Raw genomic sequence first — 17324 nt, 5'->3', positions numbered from 1 at the left:
CTGACACACCGCTATCGGGAGCAAGCCCCCTCCCACATTTTAGATTGCTGCCGGCCCTGGCTCTATTTCAATGCAACGAATGGCGCGCACGCCCCTCATATGCTTACGAGTAACCTTTAATGACCACAGGTACCGAGCTTATGACCGCGGCGAACAACGATCATGTGAACTGGCTGGTGCAACAATCGATGCTGCACGCGGCGCGGCAGCGTGCCAAGCTCTACTCCGGGCAAGGGCGCTTGTGGCAGCAGCCCTACGCGCATACCCGGCCGCGTGATGCGTCAGCCTTGTCGTCAGTGTGGTTCACCGCCTACCCGGCGTCGATTGTCACCCGCGAAGACGGCACGGTGCTGGAAGCGCTGGGTGATGAAACCTTATGGCATGCCCTGTCAAAAATTGGTATCCAGGGCATCCACAACGGCCCATTGAAGAAGTCCGGCGGCTTGTCCGGTACCGAACACACACCGACCATCGACGGCAATTTCGACCGCATCAGCTTCGATATCGACCCACAGCTGGGCACCGAGGCGCAGTTGCAGGCGTTGACGCGCATGGCCGCCGCGCACAATGCGGTGATCATCGACGACGTGATCCCGTCCCACACCGGTAAGGGCGCGGACTTTCGCCTGGCGGAGATGGCCTACGAGGACTACCCCGGGCTGTACCACATGGTGGAAATCCGCGAGGAAGACTGGCCGTTGCTGCCTGAGGTGGAGGAGGGGCGTGATGCGCAGAACCTCAGCCCGCTGCAGGTGGACGCGCTGCGTGACAAGCACTACATCGTCGGCCAACTGCAACGGGTGATTTTCTTCGAGCCTGGCGTGAAGGAAACCGACTGGAGCGCCACGCCCGTCGTGATCGGCGTAGACGGCAAGCCGCGCCGCTGGGTGTACCTGCATTACTTCAAGGAAGGCCAACCCTCGCTGAACTGGCTTGACCCTTCGTTCGCCGCGCAGCAGATGATTATCGGTGATGCGCTTCACGCCATCGATGTGATGGGCGCGAAGATCCTGCGCCTGGATGCCAACGGTTTTCTCGGTGTGGAGCGCAAGCTCGACGGCACGGCCTGGTCGGAAAGCCATCCACTGTCGATCACCGGCAACCAGTTGCTTGGTGGCGCGATCCGCAAAGCCGGCGGTTTCAGCTTCCAGGAACTCAACCTCACGGTGGACGATATTGCGTCCATGTCCCACGGCGGTGCCGACCTGTCCTATGACTTCATCACCCGGCCGGCCTATCAGCATGCGTTGCTGATGGGCGACACTGAATTCCTGCGTCTGATGCTGCGCCAGATGCATAACCTTGGCATCGATCCGGGGTCACTGATCCACGCTTTGCAGAACCATGACGAACTGACCCTGGAGCTGGTGCATTTCTGGACGCTGCATGCCCATGACACGTTCCTGTTCCAGGGCCAGACTTTCCCCGGCAACATCCTGCGCGAGCACATCCGCGAGCAGATGTACGAACGCCTGACCGGCGAGCACGCGCCGTATAACCTCAAGTTCGTCACCAACGGCGTGTCCTGCACCACCGCCAGCATCATCACCGCTGCCCTGGGTATTCGTGACCTTGAAGCGATCACCCCGGCCGATATCCAGCAGATTCGCCAGATCCATCTGCTGCTGGTGATGTACAACGCCATGCAGCCCGGGGTGTTTGCGCTGTCCGGCTGGGACCTGGTGGGTGCGCTGCCATTGGCAGCCGAGGAAGTCGCGCACTTGATGGCCGATGGCGATACCCGCTGGATCCATCGCGGCGCCTACGACCTGGTCGATCTCAACCCCGACGCCGAGCTGTCGGCCGGGCAGATGCCACGCTCGAAAAGCCTGTATGGCAGCCTGAACAGCCAGTTGGAAGACCCGGAGTCATTTGCCTCGCAACTGCAAAAAATCCTCGCCGTGCGCCGTGCTTACGACATCGCTGCCAGCCGCCAGATCCTGGTGCCCGACGTGGAAAACCCCGCATTGTTGATCATGGTCCACGAGTTGCCGGCCGGTAAGGGCACGCAGATCACCGCGCTGAACTTCGGCGCGACGTCGATCACCGAAACCTTGCACTTGCCCGATATCGCGGCGGGGATGGTGGTGGACATTATCAATGAACGGGTGGAAGGTGACCTGACGGCCGAGGGTGATTTCACTATCACGCTGGATGCCTATGAAGGCCTGGCGTTGCGGGTGGTGAGCAGTACGCCGATGTAACGCGGACCGGGCGCTGACAAGCCGGGTGTAAAGGAATTCAGCGTCCTTGAACCCGGCTTGTTTGCAATCAGAACAGCATCAGACCATCAATGATGCTTATTCTTGTGCTTATGCTTGTTACCTTTATGCTTCGCGCCGCCTGAACGATGATTGCTCTCGTCGTCGGCCAGGTTATTACCCAGCGCGCCACCGGCTGCACCACCGACGCCTGCGCCGATGGTCGAACCGGTGGTGCCGCCCAGGCGATTACCAATCACCGACCCGCCGGCAGAACCCAAACCGCCGCCAATCGCCGCTTCGGTTTTATTGCCCTTTTGCGCGCCAACCGCGCCACCGGCGGCGCCACCCACGCCTGCACCGATGGCCGCGCCGGTCGATCCGCCGAGCTGTTGGCCTACCACATTGCCCAACGCGCCGCCGACACCGCCGCCCAGCGCGGCAGTGCCATCTCCGGCGGCCAGGGCCCCTTGGGAAATCAGGATGCCCAATGCCAGGGCAGGGAATGTCATTTTCATTTTTTTGTACCTCAAGGGCTGTCTCAGGCGCTCACGGTTTAAAGCACGCCTGGCATTCAGATTAGAGCACATGCGGTATCACTGTGGTTTTTGCGATAGTCATTGGCGCAAGAAAAAATTTCTTGCAGCCCTCTTGAATTCCGTTTCCGCGTCCATAAATTTTTGATCACGCGATGCCGAACGCGGGTCGCGTACTAAATCACTTGGAGAAACTCAGGAGATTTTAAAATGGCTACTACCCTTTCGTTGGCCCCACTGTTCCGTCAATCGGTGGGCTTTGATCGCTTCAATGACCTGTTCGAGTCGGCGCTGCGTAGCGAGGCTCCGAATTCCTATCCGCCTCATAACGTGGAAAAGCACGGTGACGACGCCTACCGCATTGTCATCGCCGTCGCTGGCCTGACCGAGGAGGACCTGGATATCCAGGTCGAAAGGGGCGTCTTGACGGTTTCCGGCGGAAAACGCGAAACCGACGATAAGGTCGCTTACCTGCACCAGGGCATTGCCCAACGTGCCTTCCGGTTGTCGTTCCGCTTGGCGGACCACATCGAAGTGCGTGGCGCAGCCCTGACCAACGGGTTGCTGAGCATTGACCTGCTGCGCGAGGTGCCTGAAGAGGCCAAGCCAAAACGCATCACGATTGGTGGCGAAACCAAGCCTGAGCTGCGTCAGGTAAGTGTGCAGTAAAGCAATCGGCGGTAAGAAGGCGCTCTACGGAGCGCCTTTTTTTGTGTGCGTCAGACCTCGGTCTTGACCGCGAACAACTTCCTCGCCTCGGCAAAACACTTCTCGGCAATGGCCGAGCGTGGTTCGGTCTTGCGCATCACCATGCCCAGGGGCGCAAGGACGCTGGCGTCCGGCAGGTTGATGAACGCGAGGTTCTCGATCGGGCTCTCCAGGCCACTGTCCAGGGGCATGATCGCGCAACAGAAGCCTTCGTGGATGGCCTGGAACAGTTGATATGTGGAATCGCTTTCGAGGATCGGCTGCGGATCGAGGCCGCGGCTGCGGAAGCTCAGGTCGATGGACTTGCGGTAGTGCATGCCATTACTGATCATCCCCAGAGGCAATTCGGCAGCGTCTTCCCAGCTCATTTCCGTGCCGTCGAAATGGAAATGACGAGTGTCGTACAGCAGGCCGACACGGGTTTCGCCCAATTCGAAAAAATCCAGGTAGTTGGCGTTTACATGGTCCAGGTAGCACACACCCAGGTCCAGCTGGTTGGTGCCCAGGGCTTCGATGATTTTGTCCGAGCTCATGGAGGTCAGGCTGAACTTGAGCTCCGGGAAGGTGTGGGACAAACCCTGGATGTAGCTGATCGGGTTGAATCCGCTAAGCGGCACCAGGCCCAGGCGCAGGTTACCGACCAATTGACCACGGCACGCGGCGGCTTCGGCGAACAAGCCATCGTGGGCGGCAAGCAGGGTCCGGGCCCAGGCCAGCACGCGCTCACCGGCCTGGGTGAAACCTTCGAAGCGCTGGCCGCGGGTGACCAGCTCCAGGCCCAGCTCATCTTCCAGGTTGCGCAGGCGCATCGACAGGGTTGGCTGGGTGATATGGCAGCGTGCGGCAGCCTGGCCGAAGTGTCGGGTCTGCTCCAGCGCGATAAGGAATTTAAGTTGCTTTATGTCCATTAAGACACCTGCCCGGGAATAAGTGAAAGACGCTCAAGGCGCGTGGTGCTGTAACCAGCGCAACCCAGCGAATGAATGAACAGACGATCTCATTGTAACGGCAGGCACGTCCAATCACCTGTATTGACGAAGCGATTGATGCACTCGATAGCAGCCCTGGGCCGCCTGTAAAAGCCGTGATAGAAACGCTCGATAACCCGGTCAGCCGTAACGATTAGACAGCCATCGTTTCAGCGCTTTAGCCTGCGGCCATTGTCTTGATAATCGCCTGCCGGAGAATCACATGAGCATAACGTCGGATGCATTGTTTGTACCCTTGAATATTGCCGTATTGACGGTCAGCGATACCCGCGAATATGCCAATGACACCTCCGGGCAATTGCTGGTCAGCCGCCTGTTGGAAGCCGGGCACCGCCTGGTGGAGCGCAACCTGCTCAAGGATGACCTGTACAAAATTCGCGCCCAGGTGGCGACCTGGATCGCCGATGAGCGTGTGCAGGTGGTATTGATCACCGGCGGTACCGGCTTTACCGGCCGCGACAGCACTCCCGAGGCAGTGGGATGTTTGCTGGATAAGCATATTGACGGTTTCGGTGAGCTGTTTCGTGCGATCTCGATTCTTGATATTGGTACTTCGACGGTGCAGAGCCGCGCCTTGGCCGGCCTGGCCAACGGCACGCTGGTGTGCTGCCTGCCGGGCTCGACCGGTGCTTGCCGCACGGCTTGGGAAGGCATCCTCGCTGAGCAACTCGATGCGCGCCACCGCCCATGTAACTTCGTGCCGCACCTCAAGCCGGTGGCTCTGTGCGGCACGCGAGGATGAGCCGCGCAGGGCTGATGTCGGTGGAGGAGGCCATTGCTGCGTTGTTGGCCATGGCCCAGGAACACCGCCTGCAAGACAGCGAGTCGGTGTTGCTCAGCGATGCCCGGCAACGGGTGCTGGCCAATGACCTGGTGGCCACCCTTGACCTGCCGCCCTGGCCAAACAGTGCCATGGACGGCTACGCCCTGAACCTCACGGGTTGGCAGGGCCAGCCACTGCCGGTGTCGCAACAGGTCTTCGCCGGTCAAGCGCCCCCAGCACTGTTGCCCGGCACCTGCGCGCGCATCTTCACTGGCGCACCGGTGCCGGACGGTGCCAATTGCGTTGAGATGCAGGAAAACGCCGAGGTGCTGGACGATGCGAGCGTGCGCTTCACCCAGCCGTTGCGCGAGGGCCAGAATATCCGCGCCCAAGGCCAGGAAAACCGTGCCGGTGAGGTATTACTGCAGGCCGGCAAGCGACTCGGCCCTTTCGAGTTGGCCGTTGCAGCGGCCCAGGGTTGCACCCATGTGTCGGTGGTACGCCGGCCACGGGTGGCGCTGCTGTCCACCGGCGATGAACTGGCCGAGCCGGGCACGCCGCTCAAGCCTGGCTGCATCTACAACAGCAATCGCACCTTGCTTAGCCATTGGCTGGGCGCACTGGGGTGTGAGGTCATCGACGGCGGTATTCTCCCCGACCAGTCGCAACTGACTCGGCTCAAGCTGGAGCAGTTGCAACAGGCGGCCGACCTGATCCTGACCACCGGCGGCGTGTCAGCCGGCGATGCCGATTACCTCGGCCAGGTACTGCGTGAATGCGGCAAGCCGTTGTTCTGGAAACTTGCGATCAAACCGGGCAAACCCCTGACCGTCGGTTCATTTGGCCGTGTGCCAGTGATCGGCCTGCCCGGTAACCCGGCCTCGGCACTGGTGACCTTCGGGCTGCTGGCGCGGGCATATCTGTTGCGCATCCAGGGCGTCGATGATGTCACGCCGATGAGCTTTGAGGTGAGTGTGGGGTTTGAGTGGCCGAAAGCCGGCAGTCGCCGCGAATACCTGCGCTCCAGGATCGAGGCGGGCAGGGCGGTGCTGTATCCGAACCAGAGTTCCGGGGTGATGCTGGGTGCGTCGTGGGCGGATGGGTTGGTTGAAATTTTTGAGGGCAGCACATTGCAGATGGGTGATATGACGCGGTTTATACCGTTCTCTGAGTTATTCTGATTCGGGCCGCGCCGAGCCTTGGCGAGGTACCGAGTGGTCGGGTAAGAGTAATCAGTTTTGATCCAACAGCCTGTAGCTATCTGGCTGATGCTCCGCGCTCCAAATGTGAGAGGGGCGGTGCGACGATTCGACATGCTCCCGATTGGGCCTGTCGGTGTACATATCCATTCCTGCGACAACGGCCACCTTGAGCGGCCGTTACCTGAATACCGGATAGTTACTTGGCCTGATCCAGCATTCTGGTCGCCTGTCAGGCCGCCATCGGGAGCAAGCCCCCTCCCACAGGTCCAGCGGCGCACCCAAGTCGTGTAGAAGGTCGAACAACTCGTTCCGCGCCTGAACCGGCATGGGTCAGCCTCCGGTCACTTGGGGGAAGAATGCGATTTCGTCGAAGTCTTCGATCACCGCTTCCGGTGTACAAATTTTCTGGTTCAGCGCACACATCAGGCTGGTTTCACCCAGCACCTGCTGCCAGGTCTCACCGCGGGCGCATAGCAATTGCCTGACGTCTGCAATGGTGTGCAGGGACTCATCCAGTACGAGCTGTTCACCGCCGATGCCCTCGTGCATGGGGCACCTCGGGGCAGCTCGATACAAAAAAGGGAAAGCCGGTCGATTAGCCGCCGGTCATGTTCATGAAACGCACCACCTGCACGTGGTCGTTGAGTTCGAAGTTGTGTCGGTACGGCTTGATCTTCATCGACTCAAGGATGGCGTTTTCCAACCGTTGCGGCTCACCCGGGTAACGGCGCAGCACCTCCTTGAGGTCGACCGAATGCTCGTTGCCCAGGCACAGCAGCAAGCGGCCTTCTACGGTCAGCCGCACGCGGTTGCAGGTGCCGCAGAAGTTGTGGCTGTGGGGGGAAATAAAGCCCAGGCGGATATGCGGCGCTTCGGCCAGACGCCAGTAGCGTGAAGGGCCCTGGGTCGATTCGGCGGAGTCGATCAAGGTGTAGCGTTCGGCGATGCGTTCGCGCACTTGCGCACTGGAGTAGAACACCTCGGCACGGCTGTGTTCGCTGATCACGCCCAGGGGCATTTCCTCGATAAAGCTGATATCCACGCCGCGTTCGATGGCGAACGCTACCAGGTCGTTGATCTCGTGATCGTTGCGGCCTTTCATCACCACGCAATTGAGTTTGGTGTGTTGAAAACCCGCAGCATTCGCGGCGTCGATACCGGCGATGACCTTGGCCAGATCGCCGGTGCGCGTCAGTTCGCGAAAGCGCTGGGGGTCGAGGCTGTCGAGGCTGATATTCAGGCGCTTGAGGCCGGCATCGAACAACGGCGCGGCGAGCTTGCCCAGCTGCGAGCCGTTAGTGGTCATGCACAGCTCGCGCAGTCCGGGAAGGGCGGCGATGCGCTGGCACAGGTCAACCACACCGGGGCGAATCAGCGGCTCGCCGCCGGTAAGGCGGATTTTGCGAGTGCCCAGGGTGACGAAGCTTTCAGCCAGTTGATACAGCTCCTCCAGCGTGAGGATGCGCTGGCGCGGCAGGAACTGCATGTCTTCGGCCATGCAATACACACAACGGAAATCACAGCGGTCGGTCACCGACATTCTGAGGTAGTCGACCCGGCGAGAAAAACTATCCATCAGGATCTTATCGGTCATGGAAACCTCCGGCTGCGACTCAATAGAAGCGTAGCCATGGCGTTGTTTTTGAGCGCTCGACAGAGATGAGAGCCTTATTTGATTCAAGCCTAAAGTTGTTTTTGAAGGGCGTCTAATCACTATTAGCAACTGAGTGATCGATGAAATCTATAACGATTTTATTTGAGCTTTTTAAGTTCATATCACTATGAAAAATAACGACTTTAATGATGATCGATGTTATCGATGGCGTGGTCATTATTTGTGATTAGACAGATGTTTTTGCAGGGCCTAGCCTGAATATGTAAACCGATTTCGAGACCGTGGAAAGATCGGTGCAAACACTGTTTGCGTTCTGCAATGCCTGAAAATAACCATCAATAAAGGCTTTAAGTTAGGCGCTGCCTATGCGTGAAGTCCTGGAGAAGCATCATGAGCGAAGTTGAGCGTTATAAACCCTACAAGGGGGCGGCCGCCGGTTGGGGCGCGCTGATCGCGGTGACGAAAAACTGGCTGGGCAGTGAAAACGCGCTCAAGAACATCCGCGCGATGCTCAAGACCAACCAGAACGGCGGTTTCGACTGCCCCGGTTGCGCCTGGGGCGAGTCGCCGGAAAGCGGCATGGTCAAGTTCTGCGAGAACGGCGCCAAGGCGGTCAACTGGGAAGCCACCGGGCGCCTGGTCAACCCGGCGTTCTTCAACAAATACACGGTGTCGTCGCTGGCAGCGCAAAGTGACTATTGGCTCGAATACCAGGGCCGCCTGACACACCCGATGCGCTACGACGACTCCCTTGACCGTTATGTCGAAATTTCTTGGGACGATGCCTTTGCCCTGATCGCCAAGCACCTCAACGAGCTGGAATCGCCGGACCAGGCCGAGTTCTATACCTCGGGCCGCGCCAGTAACGAAGCGGCTTATCTGTACCAACTGTTCGTTCGCGCCTACGGCACCAATAATTTTCCCGATTGTTCGAACATGTGCCACGAAGCCAGCGGCCTGGGCATGGACGACAGTGTCGGCGTGGGCAAAGGCACGGTGACCTTCGATGACCTGGAAGAAGCCGACGCGATTTTCGTCATTGGCCAGAACCCCGGCACCAACCACCCACGTATGCTCGAACCGCTGCGCGAGGCGGTAAAGCGCGGTGCCCAGGTAATTTGCTTCAACCCGCTCAAGGAACGTGGGCTGGAGCGTTTCCAACACCCGCAGCATCCCCTGGAGATGCTCACCAATGGTTCCGAACCTACCTCGTCGGCGTACTTTCGCCCGGCCTTGGGCGGCGACATGGCAGCTTTTCGCGGCATCGCCAAGTTCCTGCTCAAATGGGAACGTGAAGCCCTGGAGAACGATGGCGAGGCAGTCTTCGACCGCGCTTTCATCGCCCGGCACACCTCGGGCCTGGAGCGCTACCTGGCGCAGGTGGACGCCACCTCATGGGCGCATATCGTCGAGCAATCAGGCCTGAGCCTTGAGGATATCGAGCTGGCCGCACGCATGTATCGACGTGCCAAGCGGGTGATCATGTGCTGGGCGATGGGGGTGACCCAGCACACGCATTCGGTGCTGACCGTGCAGGAGATCATCAACGTACAACTGTTGCGCGGCAACATCGGCCGGCCAGGGGCGGGGCTGTCGCCCGTACGCGGTCATAGCAACGTGCAAGGCGACCGCACCATGGGCATCAACGAACTGGCGCCGCCGGAGTTGATCAACGCATTGGAAGCACGCTTTGACTTCAAGGTGCCGCGCCGCCATGGTCACAATACGGTCATGGCGATTGCGGCCATGGAAGAAGGGCGCGCCAAGGTCTTCATCGGTCTGGGCGGCAATTTTGCCCAAGCCACGCCGGACACCCCGCGCACCCACGCGGCGCTGCGCAAGTGCGATCTCACCGTGCACATCGCTACCAAGCTCAACCGCAGCCATCTGGTGACGGGTCGCGAAGCCTTGATCCTGCCGTGCCTGGGCCGCACCGATATCGACATCCAGGCAGAAGGCCCGCAAGGCGTGACCGTTGAAGACACCTTCAGCATGGTGCACATCTCCCACGGCCAGCTGAAACCCAAGTCGCCGCTGATGCGTTCGGAACCGGCAATCATTGCCGGGATCGCCAATGCGACCCTAGGCAAGCACCCGATTGACTGGCTGTGGACGGTGGCCGACTACGGCCGCATCCGCGACCTGATTGCCGACACCATTCCCGGCTTCAAGGACTTCAACACCAAACTGCTGCACCCGGGCGGTTTCCACCTGGGCAACGACGCAGCGCGACGCATCTGGAAAACCGACACCGGCAAAGCCCAGTTTGTCTCCAGCGTGTTGCCGGCGCACCTGGTCAGCGAAGGCGTGCGCAACCTGGACGTCAAGCCGGAGCTGATCCTGCAGACCATGCGTTCCCACGACCAGTACAACACCACCCTGTACGGGCTCGATGACCGTTATCGCGGGGTTTATGGCATGCGCGATGTGGTGTTCGTCAATGAACAGGACATTCGCAAGCTGGGCTACGAGCCGGGGCAGAAAGTCGACATGGTCTCGCTGTGGGGCGATGGACGGGAGCGTCGGGTCAGCGGTTTTACCCTGATCGCCTACGACATTCCCGCCGGGCAGGCCGCCGCCTATTACCCGGAGACCAACCCGTTGGTGCCGCTGGAAAGCTATGGCGACCGCACCTTTACCCCGACGTCGAAGTTCATCGCCATCCGGCTTGAACCCGCGCCGGCCAGCAATCTGATCCAGTCCCACGGCGCTTGAGCCGTACCGGGGCGGCCAGTACGGCGCCCTGGGTTTCCCTGATCACTGCACATCCGTTTGCCTCAGGCCACCAGGCCTGAGGCACGCCGGGCTGGGTGCGCGTGCGCATCAAGTTTCCATAAGGGTATTGCCATGTTAAATCTCCAGGCGCTGGACCTTGCGCGAATTCAATTCGCCTTCACGGTCTCGTTTCACATTATTTTCCCCGCCATCACCATCGGCCTGGCCAGTTTCCTGGCGGTGCTCGAAGGCTTGTGGCTCAAAACCAACAATGCGGTCTACAAGGACCTGTATCACTTCTGGGCGAAAATTTTCGCCGTCAACTTTGGCATGGGCGTGGTCTCGGGCCTGGTCATGGCCTACGAGTTCGGCACCAACTGGAGCCGCTTCTCGGACTTTGCCGGCAGTATCACCGGGCCGTTGCTCACCTATGAGGTGCTGACGGCGTTCTTCCTGGAAGCGGGCTTCCTCGGGGTCATGCTGTTTGGCTGGAACCGGGTAGGGCGGGGCCTGCACTTCTTTTCCACGGTGATGGTCGCCATCGGTACGTTGATCTCGACGTTCTGGATCCTGGCGTCCAACAGCTGGATGCAAACGCCTCAAGGCTTCTCCATCGTCGATGGCCGGGTGATGCCGCTGGACTGGTTCGCTATCGTGTTCAACCCGTCATTCCCGTTCCGCCTGGCGCACATGGCGATTGCCGCGTTCGTTGCCACTGCGTTCTTTGTCGGCTCATCGGCGGCCTGGCACCTGCTGCGTAACAACGACACGCCGGCGGTGCGCAAAATGCTCTCGATGGCGATGTGGATGGCGCTGATCGTGGCGCCGATCCAGGCAATCGTGGGTGATGCCCATGGCCTTAATACTCTGGAGTATCAGCCGGCGAAAATTGCCGCCATTGAGGGGCACTGGGAAAACGTCGGCGATGGCGCGACGCCGCTGGTGTTGTTTGGCATCCCGGACATGCAGGCCGAGAAGACCCGCTTTGCAATTGAAGTGCCGTACCTGGGGAGCTTGATCCTCACCCACAGCCTGGACAAACAGATCCCGGCGCTCAAGAGCTTCCCCAAGGAAGACCGGCCGAACTCGACCATCATCTTTTTCAGCTTCCGCATCATGGCCGGATTGGGCATGTTGATGATCCTTACTGGCTTGCTGGGCTTCGCCTCGCGGCGTAACGGCGCGTTGTATCGCAATCGCTTGTTCCTGCGCCTGGTGTTGTTCATGGGGCCGACCGGGCTGATCGCCATGCTGGCCGGCTGGATCACCACCGAAGTAGGGCGCCAGCCGTGGGTGGTCTACGGGCTGATGCGCACCGCCGACGCGGCGTCCAATCACAGCGTGACGCAACTGAGCATCTCCCTGGGGTTGTTTGTGCTCATCTACTTCTCGGTATTCGCCGTGGGTACCGGCTACATGATGAAGTTGGTGCGCAAGGGCCCGCAGCCCCATCACGACCATCCGCCACAGGGCGGCCCCGGTCAGGAACGCACACCGCGCCGTCCTCTGTCCGCTGTCACCGAGACGCTCGCGTCCGGCGACCACACCAACTGATCAAGGGGATTGCACATGGGCATTCAAGGTATAGACCTGTCGTTGATCTGGGGCGTGATCATTGCCTTCGGGGTGATGATGTACGTGATCATGGATGGTTTCGATTTGGGCTTGGGCATCCTGTTTCCGCTGATCCCGGACGAGCAGGAACGCGACGTGATGATGAACACCGTGGCCCCGGTGTGGGACGGTAACGAAACGTGGTTGGTGCTGGGCGGCGCGGCGTTGTATGGGGCGTTTCCGCTGGCGTACTCAGTGATCCTGGAAGCGTTGTACCTGCCGTTGATTTTCATGCTGGCCGGGCTGATCTTTCGGGGCGTGGCGTTTGAATTCCGCTTCAAGGCCAGCCCGCAGAAGCGGCATATCTGGGACATGGCGTTTATCGGCGGCTCGTTCCTGGCGACTTTCTGCCAGGGCGTGGTGATCGGCACCTACATCGCCGGCATTCCTGTGGTCAATCGCCAGTTTGCCGGGGGCAACCTTGATTGGCTGTCGCCGTTCCCGCTGTTCTGCGGGGTTGGGTTGGTGGTGGCCTACGCGTTGCTGGGCAGTACCTGGTTGCTGGTCAAGACCGAAGGCATGCTCGAATCGAGCATGCGCCTGTTCAGCCGTTACCTGGCCTTCGCGCTGATGGCGGTGGTGACGGTGTTGTGTGTGTGGACGCCGTGGCTGCACCCGGAAATCGCCCTGCGCTGGTTTGCCCAGGCGCACATTGTGGTATTCGGTGCCCTGATGCTACTGGGCGTACTGGCACTGGTGGGGCTGTTGAAGACTTTGCGCCAACACCACTCGCACTGGCCGTTCGTGTTCACCCTGGTCCTGGTATTTCTAGGGTATATCGGCCTGGCGTTCAGTATCTGGCCGAACATTGTGCCGCCATCCATCAGCTTATGGGACGCTGCATCGCCGCCGTCTAGCCAGTTGTTCATCCTGATTGGCACGCTGTTCATCCTGCCGATCATCCTGATGTATACGTGCTGGAGCTACTACGTATTCCGCGGCAAAGTGAGGATTGGCGATGGCTACCATTAAGGCACTGGAGGATTCGTGCATTTTAGTCACATCTTGTTACTGACCAATGCACTAAAAATATAGGGCTGTAGTGGCAAACCGGGACAAAACCTCGGTTTGCCACTCAATTTTCATAAAAATGTAACAACCCTGCTGCACAGTTCGGGAGCCCGTCACCACAACGAGTTCCTTTTAATGAAAAGCTTGATGAAGTCTGCAGCACTGGCCGTTACGGTTTCCCTTTGTGCCTCCTCCATGACCTTTGCCGCCGAGAGCGTGCGCCTGACCGGTTCCGGCGCCAGCTTCCCTGCACCGATCTACCTCACCTGGTTCAAGGATTTCAGCAAGAAGACTGCGGGCGTCACCGTGGATTATCAATCCAAGGGCAGCGGCGCCGGTGTGCAGGACTTCCTGAACAAAACCGTCGATTTCGCCGCCAGTGACTCGGCCATGAAAGACGAAGACATCGCCAAGGTGGCCGAAGGCGTGCAGTTGCTGCCGATGACCGCGGGTGAAATCGTGCTGGCCTATAATCTGCCGGGCAATCCCAAGGGTCTCAAGCTGCCACGCGACGTTTACTCCAATATCTTCCTGGGCAAGATCACCAAGTGGAACGACCCACAGATCGTGGCCGCCAACCCGGACCTGAAGCTGACCGATACGCCGATCACCGTGGTGGTGCGTGCCGACTCCAGCGGCACCACGGCGGTCTTCACCAAACACCTGTCGACCATTAACCCTGAGTTCAAGCAAGCGCTGGGGGAGGGCAACACCGTTAACTGGCCGGCCAGCGACAAGTTCATCAAGTCGCCCAAGAACGACGGCGTGACCGCCACCGTGCGCCAGACGCCGGGCGCTATCGGCTATATCGAATACGGCTTCGCCAAGCTGGCCAAGGTTGACTTTGCCCAGTTGCAGAACAAGGCCGGCCAGTACGTAGTACCGAACGCCGAAAGCGGTGCCGAGGCCCTGGCCGCGGTGAAGATGCCGGAAAGCCTGGTGGCCTGGTTGCCGGATCCGGACGGTGCCAAGTCCTACCCGATCACTTCCTACACCTGGATGATCTTCCGCAAGGATAACGGTAACCCGGCCAAGGCCAAGGCCATGCGCGAAATGGTCGAATACAGCCTGACCGAAGGGCAGAAAATCGCCGATTCGATGGGCTATATCCCGCTGCCGCAATCGGTGGTCGATCAGGTGCGCAAAGCCTCCGCCAACATCCAGTAATACCCGTGCGGCCGCTCCCGGTGTGGCTGCCAGCCATGCCAGGAGCGTTTCCTCCTTTGTTCCGGAATTGACCAATGATCAAACCTTTCGTCGTACCGGTTAACCCGGACTCTGCCTGCCAACCGCCCTCGGCAAAGGATTTCCTGGTAGACCGCACCTTCCGTGCGCTTGCGAAAATCGGGGTGGTACTGATTCTGGCGTTGGTCGTCGCCCTGGTCTTCGAGGTGGGACGCAAGGCCCTTCCAGGCATGGAAAAGCACGGGTTCGACGTGCTGCTTGGTAGTGTCTGGGACGTTAACCAAGGCAAGTACGGCATCTTGCCGGCTATTTGGGGCACACTCTACAGCGCCTTCATCGCGCTGCTGATTGCCGGCGCTTTCGGCGTCAGCATGGCGATTTTCCTGACCCAGGATTTCCTGCCGGCGAGGCTGGCCGCCGTGTTTCGCACCATTGTCGAGTTGCTCGCGGCCATCCCCAGCGTGGTGTATGGCTTGTGGGGCATCTATGTGGTGATCCCGGCGATCCGGCCCCTGACCACCTGGTTGAACAGCGAGCTGGGCTGGATACCGTTTTTCGGCACTTCGTTGAGCGGGCCCGGGTTGCTGCCGGCGGCGCTGGTATTGGCGATCATGATCCTGCCGACGATTGCCGCCGTGTCCCAGGACGCGCTGACCAGCGTGCCGATGAAAACCAAGCAGGCCGCCTATGGCATGGGCACCACCCACTGGGAAGCGATTCTCAAGGTGATGGTGCCATCCGCCGCCACCGGTATCTTCGGTTCCCTGGTACTTGGCCTTGGCCGCGCACTGGGTGAAACCATGGCGCTGGCGATGCTGGTGGGCAACGCCAACAACATTTCACTGTCGCTGTTCGCGCCGGCCAATACCCTGGCCGCCTTGTTGGCACTGAACTTCCCCGAAGCCGGGCCCAACGAGATCGAGGTGTTGATGTACGCCGCTCTCGTGCTGATGTTCATCACACTGTTGGTGAACGTTATCGGCTCCATGATCATGCTCTACGCCCAGCGGGGTACTAAACAATGACGAACCTCACGTCTCCTATAACCGCGGTGCCTAGCCTGCAGCGCAGGTTCGAAGGGCGCGCACTGCGCAGCCTGGTGTTGACCACGCTGGTGTGGCTTGGCGCGTTGCTCGCCAGTGTGCCGCTGATTTCCGTGCTCTACATGCTGATCACCCGTGGCGGCGCACGCTTGAGCCTGGAGGTGTTCACCGAACTGCCGCCCACCGGTTTCGAGACCGGCGGCGGGTTCGGCAACGCGATGGCCGGCACCTTTGTAATGGTCGGTATCGCCGCCGCTATCGCGGTGCCGGTCGGCATCCTGGCCGCGATCTTCCTGGCTGAATTGGGGCCGGACAGCAAGCTGGCGAACACCGCACGCTTTGCCGCCAAGATGCTCACGGGCCTGCCGTCGATCCTGGCCGGGGTGTTTGCCTATGCGCTGGTGGTGATGACCACCGGCACCTATTCGGCACCCGCGGGCGGCGTGGCATTGGCGGTACTGATGTTGCCGATCGTTGTGCTGACCGCTGAAGAGTCGATGCGCATGGTGCCCAAGGTCATGAAGGACGCCGCCTACGGCATGGGCTGCACCCGTTCCCAAGTGATCTGGAAAATCATCCTGCCCACCGGCCTGCCGGCGATCCTCACCGGCGTGATGCTCGCCGTGGCCCGTGCTGCGGGCGAAACCGCGCCGCTGTTGTTCACCGCGCTGTTCAGCAACTACTGGATCTTCCACGACGGCGACCTGTCGGTGATGAACCCGACCGCCTCCCTCGCGGTGCTGATCTACAACTTCTCCGGCATGCCCTTCGACAACCAGCTTGAGCTCGCCTGGGCGGCCTCGTTGGTGTTGGTAATGATCGTGCTGGTCGTCAATATCGTCAGCCGTATCTTCGGCAAGCCCAAGTATTAAGAACGGGAGCATCTGAATTTGAACGTATCAACTGCGCAAGTAGCCGCTCCGTTTGTCACCCAGTCGCCTGTGGTCATGGACTGCAAGCTGGACAGGATCTTCTACGGCAACTTCATGGCGGTGCGTGACAGCCATGTGCCGATTGAGAAAAACAAGATCACCGGTTTTATCGGCCCCTCGGGCTGCGGCAAAAGTACCGTACTGCGCAGCCTCAACCGCATGAACGACCTGGTAAAGGGCTTCCGCTTCGAGGGTCATGTACATTTCCTCGGCCAGGACGTATATGGCAAGGGCGTCGATCCGGTGGTGGTACGCCGCTACATCGGCATGGTGTTCCAGCAGCCCAACCCGTTTTCCATGAGCATCTTCGACAACGTTGCGTTCGGTCTGCGCCTGAACCGCTACAAGGGCGACCTGGGCGACCGCGTCAAGCACGCCTTGCAAGGCGCGGCGCTGTGGGACGAGGTCAAGGACAAGCTCAAGGTCAGCGGCCTGTCGCTGTCCGGCGGCCAGCAGCAACGCTTGTGTATTGCCCGTGCGATCGCCACCGAGCCGGAAGTGCTGTTGCTCGATGAGCCTTGCTCGGCACTCGACCCAATCGCTACGCGTCGAGTCGAAGAGCTGATGGTGGAGTTGAAGAAGGACTACACCATCGCCCTGGTAACCCACAACATGCAGCAGGCCATCCGCGTAGCGGACACCACGGCGTTTTTCTCGGTGGATATTTCCCAAGGCACGCGCACCGGCTACCTGGTGGAGATGGGCCCGACCACCCAGGTGTTCGGCAACCCACGGGAAAAAATGACCGAGGATTACATCAGCGGTAAGTTCAGCTGAGCCATCCATGTTCGATAAAGGCGGTACCTGTGC

Annotated in this window: 15 protein-coding genes; 11 read left to right on the top strand and 4 right to left on the bottom strand. The window is 60.0% G+C overall.

The features are described 5' to 3' along the window. Positions 1-140: 140 nt before the first annotated feature. Positions 141-2204 carry a maltose alpha-D-glucosyltransferase gene (gene treS / locus QYQ93_RS15415; protein ID WP_338474949.1) on the top strand — a complete coding sequence of 688 codons (2064 nt, stop codon included), beginning with the start codon at positions 141-143 and terminating at the stop codon, positions 2202-2204. An 86-nt stretch (positions 2205-2290) separates the two neighbouring features. On the opposite strand, the gene QYQ93_RS15410 is transcribed toward treS, so the two are convergent. Continuing rightward, positions 2291-2719, bottom strand: coding sequence for a glycine zipper domain-containing protein (locus QYQ93_RS15410; protein WP_043047676.1), 429 nt, complete (start codon positions 2717-2719; stop codon positions 2291-2293). Between the two features lie 228 nt (positions 2720-2947). Between QYQ93_RS15410 and QYQ93_RS15405 the strand changes: the two genes are divergently transcribed. Next, a complete protein-coding gene (locus QYQ93_RS15405; RefSeq protein WP_043047675.1) occupies positions 2948-3406 on the top strand; it encodes an Hsp20 family protein in 459 nt (152 codons plus the stop codon). A gap of 50 nt (positions 3407-3456) precedes the next feature. Here QYQ93_RS15405 and QYQ93_RS15400 read toward each other — a convergent pair whose 3' ends face one another. Further along, positions 3457-4353 (bottom strand): LysR family transcriptional regulator, encoded by an 897-nt coding sequence (locus QYQ93_RS15400; protein ID WP_043047674.1) that lies wholly within the window; start codon positions 4351-4353, stop codon positions 3457-3459. Between the two features lie 283 nt (positions 4354-4636). On the opposite strand from QYQ93_RS15400, the gene moaB reads away from it, so the two are divergent. Both moaB and glp read left to right on the top strand, forming a co-directional pair. Further along, the gene (gene moaB / locus QYQ93_RS15395) at positions 4637-5176 is read left to right on the top strand and encodes a molybdenum cofactor biosynthesis protein B (protein WP_338474948.1); all 540 of its coding nucleotides are present in this window, start codon (positions 4637-4639) and stop codon (positions 5174-5176) included. Then, positions 5173-6378 carry a gephyrin-like molybdotransferase Glp gene (glp, locus tag QYQ93_RS15390; protein WP_338474947.1) on the top strand — a complete coding sequence of 402 codons (1206 nt, stop codon included), beginning with the start codon at positions 5173-5175 and terminating at the stop codon, positions 6376-6378. Before moaB ends, glp begins: the two co-directional genes overlap by 4 nt. 351 nt (positions 6379-6729) lie before the next feature. On the opposite strand, the gene QYQ93_RS15385 is transcribed toward glp, so the two are convergent. Next, on the bottom strand, positions 6730-6948 hold the full coding sequence (locus tag QYQ93_RS15385) for a MoaD/ThiS family protein (RefSeq protein WP_043047672.1): 219 nt from the start codon (positions 6946-6948) through the stop codon (positions 6730-6732). A gap of 46 nt (positions 6949-6994) precedes the next feature. Beyond that, on the bottom strand, positions 6995-7993 hold the full coding sequence (moaA, locus tag QYQ93_RS15380; RefSeq protein ID WP_338474946.1) for a GTP 3',8-cyclase MoaA: 999 nt from the start codon (positions 7991-7993) through the stop codon (positions 6995-6997). A gap of 411 nt (positions 7994-8404) precedes the next feature. On the opposite strand from moaA, the gene QYQ93_RS15375 reads away from it, so the two are divergent. The 7 genes from QYQ93_RS15375 to pstB all read left to right on the top strand — a co-directional run bounded on the left by QYQ93_RS15375 (position 8405) and on the right by pstB (position 17291). Beyond that, positions 8405-10729 carry an FdhF/YdeP family oxidoreductase gene (locus QYQ93_RS15375; RefSeq protein ID WP_338474945.1) on the top strand — a complete coding sequence of 775 codons (2325 nt, stop codon included), beginning with the start codon at positions 8405-8407 and terminating at the stop codon, positions 10727-10729. A gap of 132 nt (positions 10730-10861) precedes the next feature. Then, on the top strand, positions 10862-12283 hold the full coding sequence (locus QYQ93_RS15370) for a cytochrome ubiquinol oxidase subunit I (protein ID WP_338474944.1): 1422 nt from the start codon (positions 10862-10864) through the stop codon (positions 12281-12283). Positions 12284-12298: 15 nt separating this feature from the next. Further along, positions 12299-13315 carry a cytochrome d ubiquinol oxidase subunit II gene (gene cydB, locus QYQ93_RS15365; protein ID WP_338474943.1) on the top strand — a complete coding sequence of 339 codons (1017 nt, stop codon included), beginning with the start codon at positions 12299-12301 and terminating at the stop codon, positions 13313-13315. 174 nt (positions 13316-13489) lie between these two features. Further along, the gene (gene pstS / locus QYQ93_RS15360; RefSeq protein WP_043047667.1) at positions 13490-14521 is read left to right on the top strand and encodes a phosphate ABC transporter substrate-binding protein PstS; all 1032 of its coding nucleotides are present in this window, start codon (positions 13490-13492) and stop codon (positions 14519-14521) included. Positions 14522-14595: 74 nt separating this feature from the next. Further along, positions 14596-15564, top strand: coding sequence for a phosphate ABC transporter permease subunit PstC (gene pstC, locus QYQ93_RS15355; protein WP_338474942.1), 969 nt, complete (start codon positions 14596-14598; stop codon positions 15562-15564). Next, entirely contained in the window at positions 15561-16454 is an 894-nt protein-coding gene (gene pstA / locus QYQ93_RS15350) for a phosphate ABC transporter permease PstA (protein WP_043047665.1), read from the top strand. Before pstC ends, pstA begins: the two co-directional genes overlap by 4 nt. Positions 16455-16529: 75 nt before the next feature. Continuing rightward, positions 16530-17291: a phosphate ABC transporter ATP-binding protein PstB gene (gene pstB, locus QYQ93_RS15345; RefSeq protein ID WP_043047778.1), complete on the top strand. Its 762-nt coding sequence runs from the start codon at positions 16530-16532 to the stop codon at positions 17289-17291. Positions 17292-17324: the final 33 nt, after the last annotated feature.

The organism is Pseudomonas khavaziana (genome assembly GCF_036704165.1).
In the GTDB taxonomy this organism is placed as follows: domain Bacteria; phylum Pseudomonadota; class Gammaproteobacteria; order Pseudomonadales; family Pseudomonadaceae; genus Aquipseudomonas; species Aquipseudomonas khavaziana.
The sequence above is the reverse complement of the archived record's forward strand: the minus strand, read 5'-3'. Positions and strand labels throughout refer to the sequence as shown.

Bases quoted from the DNA above. Each gene is read 5' to 3' on its own strand.
- treS (WP_338474949.1), top strand. From the start codon at position 141: ATGACCGCGGCGAACAACGATCATGTGAACTGGCTGGTGCAACAATCG.
- QYQ93_RS15410 (WP_043047676.1), bottom strand. From the start codon at position 2,719: ATGAAAATGACATTCCCTGCCCTGGCATTGGGCATCCTGATTTCCCAA.
- QYQ93_RS15405 (WP_043047675.1), top strand. From the start codon at position 2,948: ATGGCTACTACCCTTTCGTTGGCCCCACTGTTCCGTCAATCGGTGGGC.
- QYQ93_RS15400 (WP_043047674.1), bottom strand. From the start codon at position 4,353: ATGGACATAAAGCAACTTAAATTCCTTATCGCGCTGGAGCAGACCCGA.
- moaB (WP_338474948.1), top strand. From the start codon at position 4,637: ATGAGCATAACGTCGGATGCATTGTTTGTACCCTTGAATATTGCCGTA.
- glp (WP_338474947.1), top strand. From the start codon at position 5,173: ATGAGCCGCGCAGGGCTGATGTCGGTGGAGGAGGCCATTGCTGCGTTG.
- QYQ93_RS15385 (WP_043047672.1), bottom strand. From the start codon at position 6,948: ATGCACGAGGGCATCGGCGGTGAACAGCTCGTACTGGATGAGTCCCTG.
- moaA (WP_338474946.1), bottom strand. From the start codon at position 7,993: ATGACCGATAAGATCCTGATGGATAGTTTTTCTCGCCGGGTCGACTAC.
- QYQ93_RS15375 (WP_338474945.1), top strand. From the start codon at position 8,405: ATGAGCGAAGTTGAGCGTTATAAACCCTACAAGGGGGCGGCCGCCGGT.
- QYQ93_RS15370 (WP_338474944.1), top strand. From the start codon at position 10,862: ATGTTAAATCTCCAGGCGCTGGACCTTGCGCGAATTCAATTCGCCTTC.
- cydB (WP_338474943.1), top strand. From the start codon at position 12,299: ATGGGCATTCAAGGTATAGACCTGTCGTTGATCTGGGGCGTGATCATT.
- pstS (WP_043047667.1), top strand. From the start codon at position 13,490: ATGAAAAGCTTGATGAAGTCTGCAGCACTGGCCGTTACGGTTTCCCTT.
- pstC (WP_338474942.1), top strand. From the start codon at position 14,596: ATGATCAAACCTTTCGTCGTACCGGTTAACCCGGACTCTGCCTGCCAA.
- pstA (WP_043047665.1), top strand. From the start codon at position 15,561: ATGACGAACCTCACGTCTCCTATAACCGCGGTGCCTAGCCTGCAGCGC.
- pstB (WP_043047778.1), top strand. From the start codon at position 16,530: ATGGACTGCAAGCTGGACAGGATCTTCTACGGCAACTTCATGGCGGTG.